The sequence below is a fragment of the Nocardia sp. Marseille-Q1738 genome (genome assembly GCF_965283145.1).
Map to the genome: position 1 here is coordinate 1,751,303 of NZ_CBDIMS010000001.1, position 19,493 is coordinate 1,770,795.

The 19,493-nt window shown below is 68.0% G+C and carries 15 protein-coding genes; 6 read left to right on the forward strand and 9 right to left on the reverse strand.

Annotated features, from left to right (window positions below):
* Positions 1-104 precede the first annotated feature (104 nt).
* Together ACWPXK_RS07810 and ACWPXK_RS07815 are read left to right on the forward strand one after the other, a co-directional pair.
* Positions 105-1,280: an exonuclease SbcCD subunit D gene (locus tag ACWPXK_RS07810; protein ID WP_454195292.1), complete on the forward strand. Its 1,176-nt coding sequence runs from the start codon at positions 105-107 to the stop codon at positions 1,278-1,280.
* A gap of 345 nt (positions 1,281-1,625) precedes the next feature.
* Positions 1,626-4,916: an AAA family ATPase gene (locus ACWPXK_RS07815; protein WP_454195293.1), complete on the forward strand. Its 3,291-nt coding sequence runs from the start codon at positions 1,626-1,628 to the stop codon at positions 4,914-4,916.
* A gap of 213 nt (positions 4,917-5,129) precedes the next feature.
* On the opposite strand, the gene ACWPXK_RS07820 is transcribed toward ACWPXK_RS07815, so the two are convergent.
* The 3 genes from ACWPXK_RS07820 to ACWPXK_RS07830 form a co-directional block, all read right to left on the reverse strand.
* Positions 5,130-6,725 (reverse strand): GMC oxidoreductase, encoded by a 1,596-nt coding sequence (locus ACWPXK_RS07820; protein ID WP_454195294.1) that lies wholly within the window; start codon positions 6,723-6,725, stop codon positions 5,130-5,132.
* Positions 6,726-6,801: 76 nt separating this feature from the next.
* Positions 6,802-7,440, reverse strand: coding sequence for a DUF305 domain-containing protein (locus ACWPXK_RS07825; RefSeq protein WP_454195295.1), 639 nt, complete (start codon positions 7,438-7,440; stop codon positions 6,802-6,804).
* The gene (locus tag ACWPXK_RS07830; RefSeq protein ID WP_454195296.1) at positions 7,437-9,008 is read right to left on the reverse strand and encodes an LVIVD repeat-containing protein; all 1,572 of its coding nucleotides are present in this window, start codon (positions 9,006-9,008) and stop codon (positions 7,437-7,439) included. Before ACWPXK_RS07830 ends, ACWPXK_RS07825 begins: the two co-directional genes overlap by 4 nt.
* A gap of 288 nt (positions 9,009-9,296) precedes the next feature.
* On the opposite strand from ACWPXK_RS07830, the gene ACWPXK_RS07835 reads away from it, so the two are divergent.
* On the forward strand, positions 9,297-9,920 hold the full coding sequence (locus ACWPXK_RS07835; protein ID WP_454195297.1) for a TetR family transcriptional regulator: 624 nt from the start codon (positions 9,297-9,299) through the stop codon (positions 9,918-9,920).
* Between the two features lie 88 nt (positions 9,921-10,008).
* On the opposite strand, the gene ACWPXK_RS07840 is transcribed toward ACWPXK_RS07835, so the two are convergent.
* The 4 genes from ACWPXK_RS07840 to ACWPXK_RS07855 form a co-directional block, all read right to left on the reverse strand.
* On the reverse strand, positions 10,009-10,551 hold the full coding sequence (locus ACWPXK_RS07840) for a methylated-DNA--[protein]-cysteine S-methyltransferase (protein WP_454195298.1): 543 nt from the start codon (positions 10,549-10,551) through the stop codon (positions 10,009-10,011).
* On the reverse strand, positions 10,548-12,170 hold the full coding sequence (locus ACWPXK_RS07845; RefSeq protein ID WP_454195299.1) for a DNA-3-methyladenine glycosylase 2 family protein: 1,623 nt from the start codon (positions 12,168-12,170) through the stop codon (positions 10,548-10,550). The genes ACWPXK_RS07840 and ACWPXK_RS07845 overlap by 4 nt, the downstream gene beginning before the upstream one ends.
* Before the next feature lie 172 nt (positions 12,171-12,342).
* On the reverse strand, positions 12,343-12,546 hold the full coding sequence (locus tag ACWPXK_RS07850; RefSeq protein ID WP_357733249.1) for a YbdD/YjiX family protein: 204 nt from the start codon (positions 12,544-12,546) through the stop codon (positions 12,343-12,345).
* Between the two features lie 53 nt (positions 12,547-12,599).
* The gene (locus tag ACWPXK_RS07855; protein WP_454195300.1) at positions 12,600-14,858 is read right to left on the reverse strand and encodes a carbon starvation CstA family protein; all 2,259 of its coding nucleotides are present in this window, start codon (positions 14,856-14,858) and stop codon (positions 12,600-12,602) included.
* Positions 14,859-15,062: 204 nt separating this feature from the next.
* Between ACWPXK_RS07855 and ACWPXK_RS07860 the strand changes: the two genes are divergently transcribed.
* The 3 genes from ACWPXK_RS07860 (at position 15,063) to ACWPXK_RS07870 (ending at position 18,204) form a co-directional block, all read left to right on the forward strand.
* Positions 15,063-16,376 carry an ABC transporter substrate-binding protein gene (locus ACWPXK_RS07860; RefSeq protein ID WP_454195301.1) on the forward strand — a complete coding sequence of 438 codons (1,314 nt, stop codon included), beginning with the start codon at positions 15,063-15,065 and terminating at the stop codon, positions 16,374-16,376.
* Positions 16,377-16,423: 47 nt separating this feature from the next.
* Positions 16,424-17,299 (forward strand): carbohydrate ABC transporter permease, encoded by an 876-nt coding sequence (locus tag ACWPXK_RS07865; protein ID WP_454195482.1) that lies wholly within the window; start codon positions 16,424-16,426, stop codon positions 17,297-17,299.
* Between the two features lie 83 nt (positions 17,300-17,382).
* Complete coding sequence (locus tag ACWPXK_RS07870; protein ID WP_454195483.1) at positions 17,383-18,204, forward strand: carbohydrate ABC transporter permease; 822 nt, start codon at positions 17,383-17,385, stop codon at positions 18,202-18,204.
* 2 nt (positions 18,205-18,206) lie between these two features.
* Here the strand turns inward: ACWPXK_RS07870 and ACWPXK_RS07875 are convergent, their stop codons facing one another.
* Positions 18,207-18,629, reverse strand: a complete 423-nt coding sequence (locus ACWPXK_RS07875) for a VOC family protein (RefSeq protein ID WP_454195302.1) — start codon at positions 18,627-18,629, stop codon at positions 18,207-18,209.
* 11 nt (positions 18,630-18,640) lie between these two features.
* Positions 18,641-19,477 carry a helix-turn-helix domain-containing protein gene (locus ACWPXK_RS07880; protein ID WP_454195303.1) on the reverse strand — a complete coding sequence of 279 codons (837 nt, stop codon included), beginning with the start codon at positions 19,475-19,477 and terminating at the stop codon, positions 18,641-18,643.
* Positions 19,478-19,493: the final 16 nt, after the last annotated feature.

Consider the following 19,493-nt stretch of genomic DNA (forward strand, 5'->3'; position numbering starts at 1 on the left):
ACGCTGCTCGGCGCGGCGGACACGCCGTATGGTGGCTGGGCAAACCCGACACAGCGGGCAGGGCAATTGAAGTCTGTCGGTGGGTTGCCCTACGGTTTCGCGGCATGCGGATGCTGCACACCTCGGACTGGCACATCGGGCGTACGTTTCACGGTGTCGATCTGCTTGCCGACCAGGCTCGTTCACTGACCGCGATAGCGGAACTGGTGGCCGAGGAGTCGGTCGACGTGGTCGTGCTGCCGGGCGACGTGTACGACCGGTCGATCCCGAGCGCCGACGCGATCGCGGTGTGCAATCGGGGGTTCGAGGCCATCCGGGCGGCCGGGGCGCAGATCGTCGCCACCTCGGGCAACCACGATTCGCCTGCCCGGCTGGGCGCGGGCGCCAGTTTCGCCGCGGCGGGCGGGTTGCACTTGCGCACCACGGTCGCCGATGCCGATCGTCCGGTTCTCCTCCAGGACGAGCACGGGCTCGTCGCGTTCTATGGCATCCCATACCTGGAACCAGAGATCACCCGCGCCGAACTCGATGTGCCACAGGCCCGCTCGCACGCCGAAATCCTGGACGCGGCCATGGCACGCATTCGCGCCGACATCGCGCGGCGGCCGGGCGCGCGGACGGTCGTGCTGGCGCATGCCTTCGTCGTCGGTGGTGAGGCCACCGGGTCGGAACGGTCGATCTCGGTCGGGGGAGTGGAGACGGTACCGTTGGCCGCCTTCGAAGGCATCGACTATGTGGCGCTCGGTCACCTGCATTCTCCGCAGACACTGGCGGAGTCGGTGCGCTACTCCGGCTCGCCGCTGCCGTATTCGTTCGCCGAGAACTCGCATCGCAAGGCGGTGTGGATCGTCGACCTGGACGCGTCCGGCTTGGATGCGGTGCGGCGGCGGGAGCTGCCGACGATCCGGGGATTGAGCAAACTCACCGGCACCCTGGACGAGTTGCTGAGCGAGGAGGAGCACACCGCGGCCGAACAGCACTATGTGTCCGCGGTGCTCACCGACATCGCTCGCCCGGTCGACGCCATGCGTAAGCTCAGAGAACGGTTCCCCTACGCCGTGCACGTGGAATGGGCACGGCCCGAGGGTAACCCGGAGCTGCGCTACCGTGAGCGGGTGCACGGCCGCCGCGACACCGAAGTAGCCCGCAGTTTCCTCACCGACGTCCGCGGCGCCCCGACCCAGAGCGAGATGACCTGGCTGGACCGTGCGCTCGCCGCCGCCGTCGCGGAACGGGAGCAGCTGACCGTGGTAGCCGCGCCCGAGGATCTGTCGGCATGAGTGAGCCTGCCGCGCGAGCAGTGGTCGCAACAGAGCGTTCGCGGGAGCCGGGTGTCGGCGAGGTGCAGGGATGACCGAGTGCGGTGAGCAAGGAGAGGAACGCGGCCGTGCGCTCGCACGTGCGGAAGCCGGGTGTCGGCACTATGCAGCGATGACTGAGCGCGGTGGGCGAGGAGCAGGCGCAGCCGAGCACTCGCGCACCGGATCGGAGCACCGTCGCGGGACAGATACGAGAGAGCGCTCCGAGCGGATCATCGGTCCAGTGCGCATCGCGCATGATCGTCTCGAGGGCTGTCGAGGCGCCGCGACGGGTGTCCGGCCGGGACCAGTGGTAAGCGCGGTGGCATGAGGCTGCACAAGCTCGAGATGACCGCGTTCGGCCCGTACGCCGACACCACGGTCGTCGACTTCGACGCGCTCGGTGCGGACGGACTGTTCCTCCTGCACGGCCAGACCGGAGCGGGGAAGACCACGGTGCTGGACGCGATCGCGTTCGCTCTGTACGGCAAGGTGCCCGGTGCGCGCGGCGAAAGCAAGCGGTTGCACTCCGATCACGCCCCGGAGCACACGCCGCCGCAGGTGGTGCTGGAAGCGACCTTGGGCGGCCGGCGACTGCGGCTCACCCGCAGCCCCGAATTCGAGCGCCCCAAACGAGACGGCACCGGCATGCGGACCGTGCCCGCGAAGGCCACGCTGACCTGGCTGGACGGTCGCGGCGAAAACCTCGCTCGGATAGTCGATATCGGCGAGGAGGTCCTTCGCCTGCTCGGTATGAGCGCCGATCAGTTCTTCCAGGTGGTGCTGCTGCCGCAGGGCGATTTCGCCCGTTTCCTGCGATCGGACAACGAAGATCGCGAAAAGCTGCTCGAAAAGCTCTTCGACACCAAGCGCTTCGGCACCGCCGAGCAGTGGCTCGCGGACAAACGCCGCGCCGCCGAAGCCGATCTGGACGCACGCACCGAGGGCATCAAGCGACTGATCACCCAGGTCGGCATGGCAGCCGGAGTCGCGGATTCGATCGGGATCGCGGAATCGGTCACGTGGTCGGAAGATCTGCTGTCCGCCGCGCGCGCCGACCTCGCGACCGCCGTCACCGAGCTCGAACGCTGCCAGCAGGAGTCGGCGCACACCCGCGAGCAGGCCGAACAACAGCGTCGACTGCACGAACTGCGCCGCCGCATGGCCGCGGCCCGTCGGCAATTGGACGATTACGCGGCCGACGCCGAACGGCGCGGCGCGCTGCAAGCCGAACTCGAACTGGCGCGCCGGGCGGAGCCGGTCGCGGCGGCCATCGACGAGGCGCGCGCGGCGGTCCGGACGCAGCGGCAGCGGGACAGCGAAAAGCACAGCGCGGCAATCCGATTGGCCGACCGGCTCCGGGAACCGGCGAGCGCCGACCTCGGCGGCGCCGAGTTGCTCCGGTCCGATGACGACGCCCCTGTGCGCGACGACGCCGACATCGATGCGGCGATTCAGCGCTGGAGCGGGCAGATCGGCGCTCTCGACGAAGTGCGCGCCGACGCGGCTACCGCCACTCGGCTGGGTGACGAGCTCGTCGCGCTGCACGCCGAGGACACGACGCTGGCCGAACGAATCATCCAACTCACCGAGCGACGTGACCAGTTGCCCGCCGCGCTCGCCGGCGCGGAGGCCAGATTGCGCGAGGCGACCGAGGCGGCCGCGGCGCTGCCCGGCCTGACCGCGGAAAGCGAGCGACTGCAGACCGCCGCGACGGCCGCCGTCGAACTGGCCGCGCGCCGAACGGCGCTCGATCACGCCAGGATCGAGCTCGACACCGCCCGCACGGCGCACCTCGACGCCAAGGAACTCGTGCTCGATCTGCGCGAGCGCAGGCTATCCGGAATGGCTGCCGAGCTGGCCGGTGAACTGGTCGACGGAAGTCCGTGCGCGGTGTGCGGTTCCGCTGATCATCCCGCGCCCGCCCGGCCCACCGCGACCGCGGTGTCCAAGGACGAGGAGGAAGCCGCCGCGGCCGCCGAGCGCGCGGCCGAGGACACCCGCGACCGTGCGCTGGCCCGCATCACAGGGTTGGAGCGCGAGATCGAAGCGCTGGTCGCGCGCGGCGGCGACACCGACCGCGTGGAGCTCGCTGCCGCATTGCGCGCCGCGACCGACCGCTACGAGGACACGGCGGAGCTGGCCGCGCACGCCGAGGACCTGAACGCCGACCTCGCCCGTCTGCGCGACGACGAGACGCGCCTGAACAACGAGCTGCGCGAATGCGATGCCCGCCGCAGCGCGGTCGCCGCCACCATCGACTCCGCCGAAAAGCGCCTGACCGAACTCACCGAACGGTTGCGCGCCGCGGCCGGTGCCGACCAGACCATCGAGCGCCGCCGTGCCCGGCTCACCGCCCTCGTCGCCGAGGCGTCCGCTCTGCGTGACGCCCGCGCGGAGGCGCTGGCGGCACGCGAGCAGGTCTCGCTTGTCGCGGATCGCGTCGAAAAGCTCGCCCGCACTGCCGGTTTCGTGGCCGAAGAGCCGGTCGGCGGTCCCGCATCCGGTGCCGGTGGCTCCGTACCGGCAACACGGCTGGTGGCTGCCGCGGACGACCAAGGAGGGCAGGTCGGCGATGCCGCGTCCGGTGGCGGCTGCTCTGTGCCCGAATCGCACCTGGCGGCTGCCGCGGAGGAGCAGGTGGCGAGCGCAGACCGGTCCGGTGCCGTACCGGCGGAAGTCGGCGACCCGGATTCCGGCGTCGTGCATCGCGAGGCCGCGAAGTCCGGTCCACGCGACGACATCGCCTTGCTGACCGCATACGCGAAGGTCGTCGCCGCCGCGTCCCGTACGCCCGGGCAGCAGGCTGAGATCGAAGCCGAACTCTTGGCGGCCGACCGGGCCCGCGCCCACGCGGAAGCCGTTCTGGCGGAACCGGAGATCCAGGCCGCGGCGGCGCTGGAGCCCGGTGATCCGACCGAACTCGACGCGCGGGTAGCGGCCGCGCAGAGCAGCCTGAACGCCGCGGTGGCCACCCATGCCGAAGCCAGCAGGCGGGCGAGCCAGCTCGAGGACCTGGTGGGTCAGCTCTGGGCCGCTGTCGACCGGATCGCACCGGCCCAGCAGGCCTTCGAGGAGCTGAAGGGACTCGCCGACGTGGTCGCCGGGCGCGGCGCGAACAACCGCCACATGTCCCTGCACTCCTACGTGCTGGCCGCCCGCCTGGAAGAAGTAGCGCAGGCGGGGTCGTTGCGGTTGCGCAAGATGTCCGGTGGCCGTTACGAATTCGTCCACTCCGACAAGGCGGGTCCGCGCGGTCGCCGCGGCGGGCTCGGCCTCGACATCCGCGACGACTACACCGGAGCCATCCGCCCCGCCAAAACGCTTTCCGGCGGCGAGACCTTCATGGCTTCACTGTCATTGGCACTCGGCTTGGCCGATACGGTCGCGGCCGAATCCGGTGGCGTCGTGCTGGACACCCTCTTCATCGACGAGGGCTTCGGCGGCCTGGACGCCGACAGCCTGGACGCCGTCATGGGGGTCCTCGACGAACTTCGTGCCGGTGGCCGTGTGGTCGGCGTGGTCAGCCACGTCGACGAAATGCGCCAACGCATTCCCAGCCGCCTGCACGTCGTCCGCGGCCGCACCGGCTCCCGCCTGCAAGCGACGATCGCCTGATCGAGGCGTCTGCGCGGCTGCGCCTGCTGCGGGAATTCTGGCCGTTCCGGCCGCGAGGTCCTCCGGGACCGGACGATCCCGCTTGCGGCTGCTCCTGCGTCCCGGCCTGCGAGGCTTCGCCGGTGTCCGCGTGCGGACCACCATCTGCGTCCGGGTGAGCACTCAGGGCGGTCGCATCAGGGCTGCGAGGAGACCGCTGCCACGCGACCGATGTCAGATCACGGTTCCCACATCATGGGCTACCAGGTGGTCGAGGGCTCGTTCCGCGACCGCGGCGATGGTCATCGACGGGTTGCACGCGGCGGTGTTGCCCGGCATGAGCGCGCCGTCGAGCACGTACAGGCCGCGCTGGCCCAAGACTCGGCCCTCGAGATCGCATACCGTGCCCATGCTCGCCCCGCCGAGGGGATGCCAGGTGGACGGAAAGAGCGCATTGGTGTCGAGCAGTGCACTCGCCGCGCCCGCGATCGTGTGCGCGGTGGGTCCGATGTGGTTGTCCTGGATGTAGGAGTCTCCGTCGGCCGGCCAGTGCAAGGTGGCGTCGTCTTCGGCCGAGTCGTAGACGAACCGGCCGCGCCCTGTGCTGACGCCGTATCCGACCATCATGGTGCTATGGGGATCCATCGACAGCGGCGGTATGGAGGCTTGGATAAGAGTGTGGGCGGTGTGTGGATCGTCCCAGTTCTGGCTTCCGTAGACCACCGGGCCGCCCTGAGCGGTACCGAAATTCGCCGCGGGGTCGGTCCACACGTAGATCCGGTCGGCGTTCGTTCCCCAGCCTTGGCCGAGCTCGTCGGGCGGGTCGGGGATCTGGCCCTTCGCGGCGGCCCGGACCAGCAGCCTGGTCGTGTTGAGGCTGCCGGCCGCCAGCACCAGGGCGTCGGTCGTGATGATCTTGTTCTCCAGCACGGCGCCGGAGGTGTCGAGCCGCTCGACGTGTACCACCCAACGTCCATCGGCGGCGCGTTCGACATCGGTGACCTGGTGCAGGGTTCGCACCGTCACGCGCCCGGTCGCTTCGGCCGCGGCGAGATAGGTGACGTCGACCGAGTGTTTGCCGCCGTTGTTCACGCCCATGGCGCCGTCACCGTTGGTGTACGACGGCGTCATCGCACCGCGCAACTCGGCCAGCGCGAAGTCCCAGTCGATGGGCATCGGAATCTTCGATAGTGGCAGCCCGGCCCGCCGCACGCGCTCGGCGAAGAAGCGGGCCGCCGCGTAGTTCGAGTTCGCGATCAGCTCATCGGGTGCCACCGCAAGATTCAGCATGCGCGCCACTCTCGGGTAGTGCACTCGATCCATGGTCGCCCAATCGAGCTTCTCCGGAAAATGCGTGCTGAATACCGCTTCCGACGGTTGCAACGACATGCCCTGATAGATCAGCGACCCGCCACCGAGACCCGCGGCGCACAAGGCCGTCATATTCTCCCCGGGTACCGCCTCGACCAGGCCGGTGTACGGCTCGAAAAGCATGGGCCTGCCGAATAATTCCGGGCTGGAGCGGTACCACAGTATCCGCTTGTCCGGTGCGGAGGCCCGCGGGAACGTGTCGGCGTTCGGTCCGGTAGGCCAGCGCATACCGCGCTCTAGTACCAGCACCGGAACGCCCGCCTCGGCCAGCCGTAGGGCGGTCACCCCGCCGCCGAATCCCGATCCCACGACGACGACGCGGTGCTCTTCCCGAGTCAGCGGGACGCTGTTGACTCGTGCGGCGATGCCATTCCGCACATCGATTTTCCGGGTACCGGTCAGAAGGGCACCGGCTGCGGCCGCCCCCACCAACAGGGAGCGGCGCGAGATTACTGACATGCCAAACCTTCAGGGTGCTGAGAAAGTGATTTCGGGATCGATGACGCGGTCATCGGGAGGGCGCGCCGAGCATCGGCTACGCCGCCCGCTGAGACAGCAGCAGGACCATCAGACCGACTTCCTGTCCTTGCGTGGAGATCATGTCGCGCGCTGACTGCTTCACCACGCCGCCGACCAGGAGGTCGTCCACGGCGCGCGCCATCTGGATACCGCCATGGTGGTGGCGCTGCATCAAGCGCAGGAATTGGATTTCCGCTTGCGTTCCCCGCGCCGCGGCGAGGGCGTCGAGTTCGGCTCGGCTCGCCATGCCCGGCATCCGGCCGTCTGTGTGCTGAGGTGCGCCGGCGTGGTGGCCTGCGGCGTTCGGCTGGCCCCGGTGCATCCACGCCATCGGCCGAGGATTGGTGGTGCTCGTCCCGGCGAGGCGCAGCCAGCCGAGGAACATTCCGATTTCGGTTCGCTGGGTGTCCGCGATCTGCCGCGCCAATGTTCGTACGGTCGGATCGGCCGCCGGATCCAGGCGCTGCACCATCAGCAGCGCCTGATTGTGGTGGGCGACCATGTCTTGGATGAAGCCGATCTCGGCATCGTCCAGGATCGCGAGTGGCCTGTGTTTCCCGGGCAGAAAAGTCGGCCCGAGAGCCGCGCCCATGACGAGCAGTAGCAATGCGAGTCCGCCGAGCGCCGCGGCCCCGATCCACCTGTTGCGGATCATGATCCGATGGTCGAGCGCTGATCGGTGGGTGGGACGTAGACGTCGGGAGCCAGCTCGAGCGTCAGGAATCCGTTGTCGGCACAGGTTGTCCACAGTTGGGCGCCGCGCCATTCGGGAGCCGAGAAGCACCAGTCGGTGGAGAGGTCGCCGAACGCGAGTCGGCCGGTTCTCGGGCCTGCGGCTTGGTAAGGGTCGAACTGGCCCTGCAATATCGCTTCGGCCACGGTCGGCGACGCGAGCAGCGGCGGACCGATGATCGACGCGAGGGCGTGCGGGGAGTTCCAGAGTTCGCTGTTCTCTCCCGTGTGGGCGGGCGGGTTGTAGTAGGCGATCTCGCGGACGTCGAGCGGATCGTGCACATCGAAGACCCGTATGCCCGAGGATGTCCAGCCGCAGGCCAGCGCGGTGGGGTCGGCGGGCCGATCCGCGGCGCAGTAGTGCGCTTCGTAGCTGAACAGTGAGCCGCCCGACGCGGAGGCGATCATGCTGTCCTGGTTTTCGGCCAGGTTGATGGCGAGTTTGATCGTGTTGATGATCCGCGGGTTTCGGTCATCGGAGACATCAATGATTTTCACGCCGCCGGATCCCGACTCGTCGACGGCGAAAACGTGGGGCTTGCCGTTGTAGGTGACCGGGACGCTGTGCTGGGTCGCCCAACCATCGGTCCAGGTCATATCCGCCAGTTGCCGAACCTGCGGATCGGGGTCACGGCGTTGTACGGCGCTGATGTCCATGATCATGAGGCCGCCGAGATTATTCGCCAGATACATGCGATTGCCGTCGGCGCTGAAGCCGAACCCGTGCATGGATAGTCCCGGCAGGCCTTGCCAGATGATGTGCGGAGCGGCCGGATCGGTGAGGTCGACGGCGGTGACCAAGCCCGGCGCGACGCCGGAACTCCAGTAGGTATTGCCGTCGGGTGAGAACCCTCCTTCATGTGCGGTAAGCGGCAGCGGCATGGACAAGTTGGTGCCTGGACCGGGGTTGAGCAAGCGTGGGTGCGCGCAATCGGAGATGTCGTAAACCGACAGCAGACCGGCGCCGGTCAACGCGGGTACTCCCGCGCCGACCAGCAGCTTTCGGGCTACGTTGACTTTGAGGGTTTCCCATGTGCCCGCCAACATCGCCGGCTCGGTCAAGGTCGCGGTGTGGACGGGTGCGGCTGGTTCGGAGACATCGAGGACCCGCACTCCCTGCTCGGAGCCGAGGAGATTGCCCGGAAAGAACGTCCCGATGTACGCACAGTGTTCAAAACTGGCCGAGGTGATACCACCTCCCCGTCCGGCATGATTGCCCACTGGCCGAATGTTGCAGCTATAGCCGAGCCTGCTGCGGCCGCTGTCGCGGTCGGCGGCCGGCACGTCGCCTTGGAGGCCGGGTTCGGGGCTCGAGCCGGGACCGCAGGTCGCACGCGCTACCGACGTGTGGGAGACCGCGGTGACTTGTTGTGGCCCGCTGAACGGATCGGACGGTGATTGGCCGGAAGAGACGCTGACGGGTAGTAGTGCGGCTGTGGCTGCGACGATGACGAACGAGCGTCGCGCCAGGGAACTGAGCGATGAAGTCATGGATGGCGTTGGCCCTCGACGGTGAGGGCGCCTCGAGTAGGCGCTGATCGACAGGTGCGGACGAATTCGGGTTCGGGCAGGCTGCGCCCGCGGAATCGGTGCGTGCGCTCAGCACCCGCAGGCGGCACGGTGACAGGTCAACGCAGTCGGGCAGGTGCTGGTAGCACGCACCGTCAACAGGGGTTCGGGGGTGTGATCCCATCTCGGTAACCTGGTTACCAGTAACGAAGTTACCATGATGGGGTGGGTAGAGGGCAAGAGTCTGACGCGACTGTTCGCATCATCGCGGTGGTTCTGGATCTGCTCGCGTCGGACGGCTATGACGCCGTGCAACTCCGCACGGTCGCGAGCCGTGCACGCGTCTCACTTGCCAGGATTTACAAGATCTTTCCGACTCGAGACGAACTGATCGTGTCCGCCCTCCAGCAGTGGATGACCGACCATGCGTATGCCGAGGTAGCTCCGCCATCGCCCGGCGAAACCGTCCGGGAGCTGATGATGCGGGTCCTGCGGTGTGTATTCGAGCCATGGGAGCGGAATCCGAGAATGCTCGAGGCTTACCACTATGCCCGGTCGGGCCCCGGTGGACAGCGCCTCGACGAGCAGGGCCTGTCCGCGATGTTGCCGATAGCCGAGATGGGGCTGCGCGATGTGGATCCGGACTATATCGAAGACGTCGCGATCATCCTCTCCAATATGGTCGTGGCCCTCATCGGTCGATTCGCCACCGGCACCTTGGCAATCACCGAGATCCTGCCAATTCTCGAACGCACGGTCTATCGCCTTACTGCCGACAACGAAAGCGCTGCGAGTAGACGCATGACAGCTGAGCCCGTGAGTCCCGAGCGACTCGGCGAATCACTGGCAAAATCTCGGACATATCTGGGGCGGATGAGAGCCGACGGCGGATAGAGGGGTTGCTCGCAGGCCCCGGTGAGCTTCAGCCAAGACTGAAACGATCCTGCCCCAACGGTTTCCTACGAAGCGTGGTCCGGGACGCTCACCCCTCGTGGTCGAGTAGCCAACGTTTCACCGGCAACCCCCAGCGGAATCCGCCGAGTGCGCCGCCGATGCGCAGGATTCGATGGCAGGGCACGAACAGGGCGGCGGCATTGCGGGCGCACGCGTTGGCGGCGGCGCGCGTAGCGTCGGGGCGGCCGGAGCGGGCGGCGAACTCGGTGTAGGTGAGCGGGCTGCCCGCGGGCACCTTGCGCAGCACCTCCCACGCGTGCACCAGGAACTCCCCGGATCGTTGGCGAACCGGAATCGGGTCGATCGCCGTGAGGTCGCCCTGGTGGTAGGCGATCACGGCGCTGGTCACCTCGCCCAGCGAATCGCGTTGCCGCAGTTCGCTCGGGCGCAGCGCGGGATGGATCAAGCCGCGCAGGTTCTCCGCGTCGGAGGTCCAGCCGGAGGCCAGGACCGCTCCCTCCGCGTCGACAATCGCGGTGAACGGCCCGAGTGGGGTATCGGTAATCGCGAAATCCGCGGTAGAAGTGAGGTTTCCGGTGACTGGGGAGGAAACGGCGATGCTGGCGTTCATGATTCGACACTGCCTTTCGGGGTGGCGAGCGCGGGGACTTTGATGAATGTGGCGCGGTCGGTCAGGGCCGCTTTCCAGAGGTGCATCGACAGGTATGACCGCCACGGCGCCCAGCGCGCGGTATCCGTCAGATCGATGCCAAGTAGGGTCGCGCCTTGGCGGACGACCAAATCGGTGCTCAGCAGGACGTCCGGGTCGGCGAGCAGGCGCATCGTCACGTAGTCGGCCGTCCATGGCCCGACGCCGTCCAGCGCGAGCAGATCGCGGCGCAAGTCGGCGGCGGTCCGTCCCTGGTGCAGCTGCAACTCCCCGGCGGCCAGCGCCTCGGCGGCAGCGATGATGGAGCGGATCCGCCGCGCCGGGCCGGTCAAGACTTCGGCGCCGCGCTCGGCGATCACCTCCGGCGTCGGGAACAGCAGCGGTATCGGACCGTCGACACGCTCGCCGAGTGCCTCGACCAGCCGCGCGGTGTGCGTGGCCGCGGCGGCGACCGAGATCTGCTGCCCGATCATGGTGCGCAGCAACAGTTCCGCTCCATCCAGGCAGCCCGGCACCCGGATACCCGGCGTGAACAGTGGGCGCATCGCGCCGAACCGGTTGGCCTCGGGCATCGCCTCGGCGTCCGGCGGCGAGCCCGCACCGGCATCCGGCAAGTACTCGGTGTGGTGATCCGACAGCCGTTCCAAGGACGGCCCGTGCGCCCCCGGCCCGACGCCGAGCGCCTCATCGATCCCGACCGGGTCGGCGTCCAGATCCAGCAGATGCCGCAGCCGCGCCACCGTCGGCGCCAGATCGCGCATGTCGTGCAGTGACAACTCCGCGCGCACGTGGTCGCGCTGGAAACTCAGCCGCACCGTGGCGTGCCCATGTGGCGTGCGCAGATTCCTCGTGTAGGCGCCGTTCTCCCACAGCTCCATGCCGGGCACGACGTGCGCGGACAGGAACCACTCCAGCCAGGGGCGGTCCAGCGGTTCCCGGTAGGGCAGCCGAAGCGTGAGCGAGCCGTTGGTGGCGGGTACCGGACGACCGGAGGTGCCGGAATTCGCTCGCTGGGCCTCGCTCCGCATCGTGGTGGGGCTGACCGCGAACACCTCGCGCACCGTGTCGTTGAACTGCCGGATGGAGGCGAACCCCGCCGCGAACGCGATATCGGACATGGGCATCGTGGTGGTCTGGATCAGCAGCCGCGCGGTATGCGCCCGGTGGGCACGGGCGAGCGCCAGCGGTCCCGCGCCGAGTTCGGTGGTCAGCACCCGGGTGAGCTGCCGCTGGGAGTAGCCGAGCGTGGCGGCCAACGCCGGCACCCCGCCGCGTTCGATGACGCCGTCACCGATCAGCCGCATCGCCCGCGCGGCCAGATCCGCCCTGGTGTTCCACAGCGGCGAACCCGGCGCCGCATCCGGCAGACAGCGGCGGCAGGCACGGTAGCCGGCTTGCTGGGCCGCGGCGGCGGTCGGCAGGAACGACACGTTGGCCCGCTTCGGGGTGATCGCCGGACACGAAGGGCGGCAATAGATTCCGGTGGTCCGCACCGCGGTGAAGAATTGCCCGTCGAAGCGCGAGTCTCGGGTCGACACCGCCCGATAGCACCGTTCGAAATCCAATGCCGTGATCGTCACGCCAACCACAATGTCAGCTACGGCGGACCCGTGCTAGCGGAAATCCGCCATCATTGCCAGCCGTGGTCGTCACCTCGCACAAGCGTCATGACAGCGCACAATTGATACCCGGCGCAGAGTAGTGCGGAGCACCAACACGATGTGCGGCGGCGCGCACCAAGAAAAGTTTCGCTCAGCAGCAGCGGTTGGCCGGATTGCGATCCGCCTCGGCATGCCGCTGCCGCCAGTACTCCCGCTCGGTCGGAATCGCGCACTCCGGGTGCCTGCGGCGCAGGTGCTCGACGTAGCGCTGATAGTCCTGTCCGCCCAGGATCGAGTTGAACCACCAGATCCCGGCACGAACACCGTTCCCGCAGGCACGGGCGGTGGCGCGCAGCCGGGTGCCGACCGGTCGCGCGGACCGGTCGGCACCCGTGGCGGCGGAATGACTCATTGCGCGTGCACGTGCGCCGCGCCGGGCGCGCGTACCTGTCCGGTCGCGATCAGCTCGTCCCACTGCTTCTGGACTTCCTTCTCCGCCGCGGTGGCGACGAATCCGCTGGGCGCGAAGAGCTTCGACGGTTCCTCCGGGGTTTCGCTGGTCGTCGTCTCACCGGAGCGCCAGGCGCGGAAGGCGACCACAGCGCCGACGACCGCCACGATCAGCACCAGCACCGCGAACACGATCGACAACGTGCCTTGGATGAAGGTGTTGCGCACGATCGCGTTCATGTCGTCCTGGGTCTTCGCGGTCAGGCACAGCTTCCCGGCCTCCTGCGCCGCTTGGCAGATGCTGTGCTGCTTCCAGTACCCCAGCTTCGGGTCGGCGGAGAAGATCTTCTGCCAGGACGCGGTCATGGTCACCGCGAGATCCCAGGCCAGCGGGATGCCGGGAACCCAGGCCCATTTGGCCAGGCCCTTCTTCACCAGAATCACCAGCACCACGGTCAACGCCATCGCCGCGAGCAGCTGGTTGGCGATGCCGAACAGCGGGAACAGCGTGTTGATGCCGCCGAGCGGATCGGTGACGCCCATCAGCAGGATCGACCCCCACGCGGCGACCACGAGCGCCGAGCACAGCCACGCCCCGACCCGCCAGGAGGGATCACGGAACTTCTTCGCCGCCCCGCCGAAGTTGCCCAGCGCGTCCGACAGCATGAACCGCGCCACCCGGGTGCCCGCGTCGATCGTGGTGAGGATGAACAGCGCCTCGAACATGATCGCGAAGTGGTACCAGAACGACTTCATGCTCGCCCCGCCGAGGAACTGGTGGAACACCTCGGAGATGCCGACCGCCAGCGTCGGCGCACCGCCCGTGCGGGAGATGATGCTCGTCTCGCCGACGTCGCTCGCGGCCTGGCTCAGCTCCGCGGGCGTCGTGGGAGGACCGCTGAGACCGAGGCCGTTGGTGTAGGCCGCGGCCTTCTCCGCGGTGCCGCCGGTGAGCCCGACCGGCGCGTTCATCGCGAAGTACAGGTGCTGGTCGATGACCGAGGCGGTGATGATGGCCATCACCGCGACGAACGATTCCATGAGCATGCCGCCGTAGCCGATCATGCGCGCGTGCGATTCCTTCTCCAGCAGCTTCGGCGTGGTTCCGGAGGAGACCAGCGCGTGGAAACCGCTGAGCGCGCCGCATGCGATGGTGATGAACAGGAACGGGAACAGCGAGCCCGCGAACGCCGGGCCGGTACCGGAGGTCGCGAAACTCGAGACCGCGGGCGCCTGCAACACCGGCAGCGTGACCAGGATGCCGACCGCGAGCAGGACGATCGTGCCGACCTTCATGAAGGTGGACAGATAATCCCGCGGCGCCAGCAGCAACCACACCGGAAGCACCGACGCGAAGAAGCCGTAGGCGATCAGCAGCCAGGAGATGGTCACCGGCGAGAGCGTGAACCAGTCGGCGCCCCAGTCTGTTTCCGACACCCAGCCGCCGCTCACGATGGCCAGCAGCAGCAGGCCGAATCCGATCGCGGACACCTCGCCGACCTTGCCCGGCCGCAGGAACCGCAGGTAGACACCCATGAACAGCGCGATCGGGATGGTCATGCCGATGGAGAAGACGCCCCACGGGCTGTGCGCGAGCGCGTTCACCACCACCAGCGCGAGCACCGCGAGCAGGATCATCATGATCACGAGAATGCCGACGATGGCCGCCCAGCCGCCGATCACGCCCAGCTCATCGCGGGCCATCTGGCCGAGGCTGCGGCCGCGCCGCTTCATCGAGACCCACAGCACCAGGTAGTCCTGCACCGCCCCGGCCAGCACCACGCCGACCACGATCCAGATGGTCCCCGGCAGGTAGCCCATCTGCGCGGCCAGCACCGGACCCACCAGCGGACCCGCGCCCGCGATGGCGGCGAAGTGGTGCCCGTAGAGCACCCGCCGGTCCATCGGCATGTAGTCCTTGCCGTTCTCCAGGATTTCGGCGGGCGTGGCCAGGTCGTCGCGCGGCTTGGTGATCTTGCGTTCGATGAACCTGGCATAGAACCGATACGCGATGACGTAGGTGCACACCGCGGCGATCACGATCCACACCGCGTTGACCGATTCGCCACGCGAGATGGCGAGAACCGCCCAGGCGATCGCACCCAGTACGGCGATCCCGGCGAAGATCAATTTCTTTGCCGGAGTGATCGGGGACTTGTCGACCACGCCGACGGGCGGCAGATCGGGATCGGTCCGCAGATATTCGATTGTCGCCATCGGCCTACTCTCCTGTAAAACGCGCAGGATCTTGCTGAAACACGTGACAACGTATCCGATCGGTGAGCGCCGTCGTGCCGATTCCGGCCGCCAGGCGAGCAGCGTGAAATATTGTTCATGTGTCGGCCGTCACCTCGTGATAGCCGAACGTATGCTGCCATGCGGTTCGAAGAAGGTCCACATCCGCCCTGGAGGAGGGCTGTGTTGCGTGCCGATCCCGTCGCCCGGGTCCGTCGCCGGACGCTGCTCGGGTCGGCGCTGGCCGCTCCGCTGCTGGCGACCGGCGGCTGCGGCTCCGATGACGACGCGCTGACCTTCTTCTTCCAGGCCAGGCCGGAAGAGGCGCGGGTGCGGCTGAAGATCATCGACGAGTTCCGGAAACGACATCCGGACATCCGGATTCGCACCATCATGTCGGGTCCGGACCCGATGCAGCAGATGCTCACCTATTGCGCGGGCGGCAAGTGCCCGGACGTGCTGATGGCCTGGGAGCTGCTGTATTCCGGCTTGGCCGAGCGCGGTGTGCTGCTGGATCTGAACACGCTGTTGGAGCGCGACCCGCAGTACGCGGCCCAGTTGCGCGCCGACAGCTACCCGGCGCTGTACGACACCTTCAACTACGCCGGTGGCCAGTACGCCCTGCCCGAGCAATGGTCCGGGGTGTTCCTGTACTACAACCGGGAATTGTTCGCCGATGCGGGGATCACCCCGCCCGTTCGCTGGCGTGACGCTTGGTCGTTCGACGAGTTCCTCGCCGCCGCCCGCGCTTTGACCAAGGACGATTCCTCCGGGCGGACCCGGTGGGGCTTCGCCGACGCCTGGGTGCCCTACTTCTCGGCAGCCTGCTTCGGCATGAACAACGGCGCCGAGTGGTTCACGCCGTCGGTGAATCCGACCAGGACCAATATCGGTGATCCGCGGTTCGCCGAAGGATTCCAGTTCTACGCCGACCTCGCGGTCCGCCACCGCGTGGCGCCGAAAGCCGCCGATACGCTGTCGGTTTCGGCGCCGGACCTGTTCCGGCGGGGACGGGCGGCGATGGCCTTGGGCGGGCATTGGCTGTACTCCGAATTCGCCGGGCACGACGATCTCGCCATCGACGTCACGGTACTGCCGGTGGGTCCGCGCGGCGGTCCCGGCGCCATTACCGACGTCGGCAGCACGGGACTGTCCATTGCCGCGGACAGTCCGCGCATCGAACAGGCATGGGAGTTCGTCAAATTCGCGACCGGGCCGGTGGGGCAGGAGATCATCGCCGCGTCCGGCTTGTTCGTTCCGGTGCTGAAGTCCGCCATGAGTTCGCCGGGGTTCGCCGCCGCGCACCGCGAGATCCGGAATATCGAGGTGTTCACCGAGGGCCCGGCCAACTCGCGGCCCCTGCCGGTGACACCCGTCTGGGGCAAAGTGTCCGCACTGCTCGAGCGGGGCTCCAACCGCGTCCTGCGCGGCGCCGCCACCGCCGATTCCTTGAACGGCCGCTTCGCCTCCGACGTCGACGCCCTCTTGGAGGCACGATGAGCCGGTCGCAAACCGCGGGCAAAGCCACCCGTCGTGCCCCGTCCCGATTGGCGCGGCGACGGGAACGGGCCGGTTGGGCATTCGTCGCGCCCAACTTGGGAGCCGTTGCGGTTTTCTTGTTGTTTCCGTTGGGCTTTTCGCTCTATCTGAGTTTTCATTCGTGGGACCTGTTCAGTCCCATGCGGTTCGTCGGCCTGGACAACTATCGGAGGCTGTTCGGATCCGATCCGCTGTTTCTCATCGCGGTGCGCAACACGGCCGTTTTCACGGTGTTCACATTGGTGCCCACCGTGGTGATCGGACTCGCGGTAGCCGCGGTGCTGAACCGAAAGCTGGCCGGTATCGGCATCTTTCGGACGATAGCGTTTCTGCCGCTGGTCGCTTCCGCGGTCGCGATGGCGGTGGTGTGGCGGTTCCTGTTCACCGATGACGGTCTGCTGAACGTCGCGCTCGGCTGGTTCGGCATCGACGCGGTGCCGTGGCTGACCGACCCGGACTGGGCGCTGGTGTCGCTGAGCATCGTCACCGTATGGAAGAGCGTGCCGTTCGCGACGGTCATCCTGCTCGCCGCCATGCAGGGTGTGCCGGAGACGCTCTACGAAGCCGCGAAGATCGACGGCGCCGGCGCGCTGCGGCGGTTCTCCGCCATCACCCTGCCGCTGATCCGAGGGCCGCTGTCGTTCGTCTTCATCATCACGATCATCAATTCGGTGCAGGCCTTCGATCAGGCGTACGCGCTGACCGGCGGCAACGGCGGTCCGGAGACGGGCACCTACCTGCTGGGGATCATGCTGTTCCAGAACGCATTCGGTTTCTACGAGGTGGGCTACGCCTCCGCGCTCGTCTGGGTCATCTTCGCGATGCTTTTCCTGCTGACACTGCTGCAACTGCGGATGGCCCGGCGGGCGGAGGTCGAGCAATGAACGCTGTCGAGGTGGTGCGGCGAGCGTTGCCGGTGCGGCGCGGCGGCGCGGTTGTCGCGCGTGGCCGGGTCGAGCGGGCGATCATGCGGCGCGTGGTCCGCGGGGCCGCGGTGTACGCCGCGCTGGTCGGCGTCGCGTGGTGTGCGCTCCTGCCGATCCTGTGGGCGGTGTCGGGGTCGCTGAAGCGGGACGGTGAGATCGCCGACGCCGCGTTGCTTCCGGAACGGCCGCAGTGGGCCAACTACGGGAAGGTCTTCGACCTCCTGCCGTTGGGGCGGATGCTGCTCAACACCACGGTCTACGCGCTGTGCGTTACGGCGGGGCAGGTCTTCTTCTGCTCGCTGGCCGGCTATGCGTTCGCGCGCTTGCGCTTTCGCGGTCGCGACATGCTGTTCCTCGCCTACCTCGCGACGCTGATGGTGCCGCTGACCGTGACGGTGATCCCTCAGTTCCTGCTGATGCGCGCGTTCGGCTGGGTGGACACCCCGTGGGCGATGATCGTGCCCGGCCTCTTCGGCAGCGCGTTCGGCACCTATCTGATGCGCCAGTTCTTCCGTACGCTGCCCACGGAACTGGAGGAGGCCGCCATCCTGGATGGCTGCACGACCTGGCAGGTCTACTGGCGGGTCCTGCTGCCGCACACCCGCCCGGCCCTCATGGTGCTCGCCGTGCTCACCTGGATCACCGTGTGGAACGACTTCCTCTGGCCGCTGGTCATGATCCAGCGTGACGACGTCGCCACCGCGACACTGGGTCTGGTCCGGCTGCAAGGCCAGTACCACACCCAGTGGCCGATCCTGATGGCCGCCGCGGTCGTCATCCTGATTCCGCTGCTGGTGATCTACGCGATCGCCCAACGTGCGTTCATCCGCGGCATCGCGATGTCGGGGCTCGGCGGTCGTTGAACTCAGGCACCCCAGTAGGTGCCGAAGCTCCAGAGGTTGCCCTCCGGGTCGCGGACGGTGAACCCGCGTGAGCCGTAGTCCTCGTCGCGCAGGCCGCGGACCACCTCGGCGCCCGCGGCGGTCGCGCGGTCGAACAGGGCATCAGGGTCCTCGCAGACCAGATAGACGGAGTCGGTGCCGGGCGGGCGGGTGCCGAACGGGCTGTCGTCCTTGCCCGCCGAGCCGAACATGATGCCGCCGCCCAGCGGCCAGCGCAGTTCCGCGTGTTCGACGATGGACGGGTCGTCCTCGCGGGCGTAGCGCGCGGTCTCCCGGAATCCGAACGCTTCGACCAGGAACGTGGCCATGGCGCGGGCGTCACGGAAGGTCAGGGTGGGCCAGACGGCGGTGCGGGTACTGGTTTCGGTAGTCGTCGGGTTCGTCATGCCGTTCATCGTCATCCGGCGACATCCTCGGCGGCTTGGACGGATGGAACCTCCTCGGCCAGCCAGCCCGTCGGGCTCGTTCCCGCCAGGTCGGCGAAATCGCGATCGAGATGGGCCTGGTCGTAGTAGCCGCAGGCGGCGGCCACCTGAGCGATGGTGATGTAGGAGGGCGTGTGCGCGAGCATCCGCCGGGCTCGCTCGAAACGGATGATCCGTGCCGCGAGTTTCGGGCTCGAGCCGAACTCGCGATTGAACCGGCGGGTCAGATGCTGCCTGCTCCACCCGATCCCCTCGGCCAGCGGGCCGACCGCGACGCCACCGCCGGAACGGACCAAGGTGTGCCATGCCCAAGCCAGTTCGGGACCGACCACACGATCGGGGTCGGCGAGCGCCGAAAGCACCCGGTTGCAGGCGGCGAAGCGGTCCGGCCACGTCGGCGCGTGCTGCAACCGGTCCCACAGCTCCATGCCCACCGGCCCGACCACGTCGGCGAATTCGACCGACGTGTCCCACAGCGCCGCAGCAGGCATGCCGAACAGGGTCCGGCAGCCCAGCGGCGTCAACTCCACGGCCACCCCTTCCTGGTAGCCGTCGTGCGCGATCAGCGCCGTGCTCGCCTGCAGGCCGCTCAGCACGCAGCGGTAGTTCTGCGGCGACTGGCGCGGATCGGTTTGCTCGACGACATCGATGGTGGGACCGATGGCGACGATGAAAGTCATATGCCGCGACGGCAATCCGCGGTGGATCGACGCGGCGAACCCGGACATGCGGTAGCCGATGTAGCGGTCAATGAACGCCGCGAGCATTGGTGCCGGACGCGCCGTCACCACCTCCGTGGTCGGCTCCATACGGTCACGCTACGCC

What these genes read in the sequence shown, in the direction of transcription:
- ACWPXK_RS07820 (WP_454195294.1), bottom strand. Translation starts at nt 6,725, where the DNA reads ATGTCAGTAATCTCGCGCCGCTCCCTGTTGGTGGGGGCGGCCGCAGCC.
- ACWPXK_RS07815 (WP_454195293.1), top strand. Translation starts at nt 1,626, where the DNA reads ATGAGGCTGCACAAGCTCGAGATGACCGCGTTCGGCCCGTACGCCGAC.
- ACWPXK_RS07810 (WP_454195292.1), top strand. Translation starts at nt 105, where the DNA reads ATGCGGATGCTGCACACCTCGGACTGGCACATCGGGCGTACGTTTCAC.
- ACWPXK_RS07840 (WP_454195298.1), bottom strand. Translation starts at nt 10,551, where the DNA reads ATGAACGCCAGCATCGCCGTTTCCTCCCCAGTCACCGGAAACCTCACT.
- ACWPXK_RS07830 (WP_454195296.1), bottom strand. Translation starts at nt 9,008, where the DNA reads ATGACTTCATCGCTCAGTTCCCTGGCGCGACGCTCGTTCGTCATCGTC.
- ACWPXK_RS07880 (WP_454195303.1), bottom strand. Translation starts at nt 19,477, where the DNA reads ATGGAGCCGACCACGGAGGTGGTGACGGCGCGTCCGGCACCAATGCTC.
- ACWPXK_RS07870 (WP_454195483.1), top strand. Translation starts at nt 17,383, where the DNA reads ATGCGGCGCGTGGTCCGCGGGGCCGCGGTGTACGCCGCGCTGGTCGGC.
- ACWPXK_RS07825 (WP_454195295.1), bottom strand. Translation starts at nt 7,440, where the DNA reads ATGATCCGCAACAGGTGGATCGGGGCCGCGGCGCTCGGCGGACTCGCA.
- ACWPXK_RS07855 (WP_454195300.1), bottom strand. Translation starts at nt 14,858, where the DNA reads ATGGCGACAATCGAATATCTGCGGACCGATCCCGATCTGCCGCCCGTC.
- ACWPXK_RS07875 (WP_454195302.1), bottom strand. Translation starts at nt 18,629, where the DNA reads ATGACGAACCCGACGACTACCGAAACCAGTACCCGCACCGCCGTCTGG.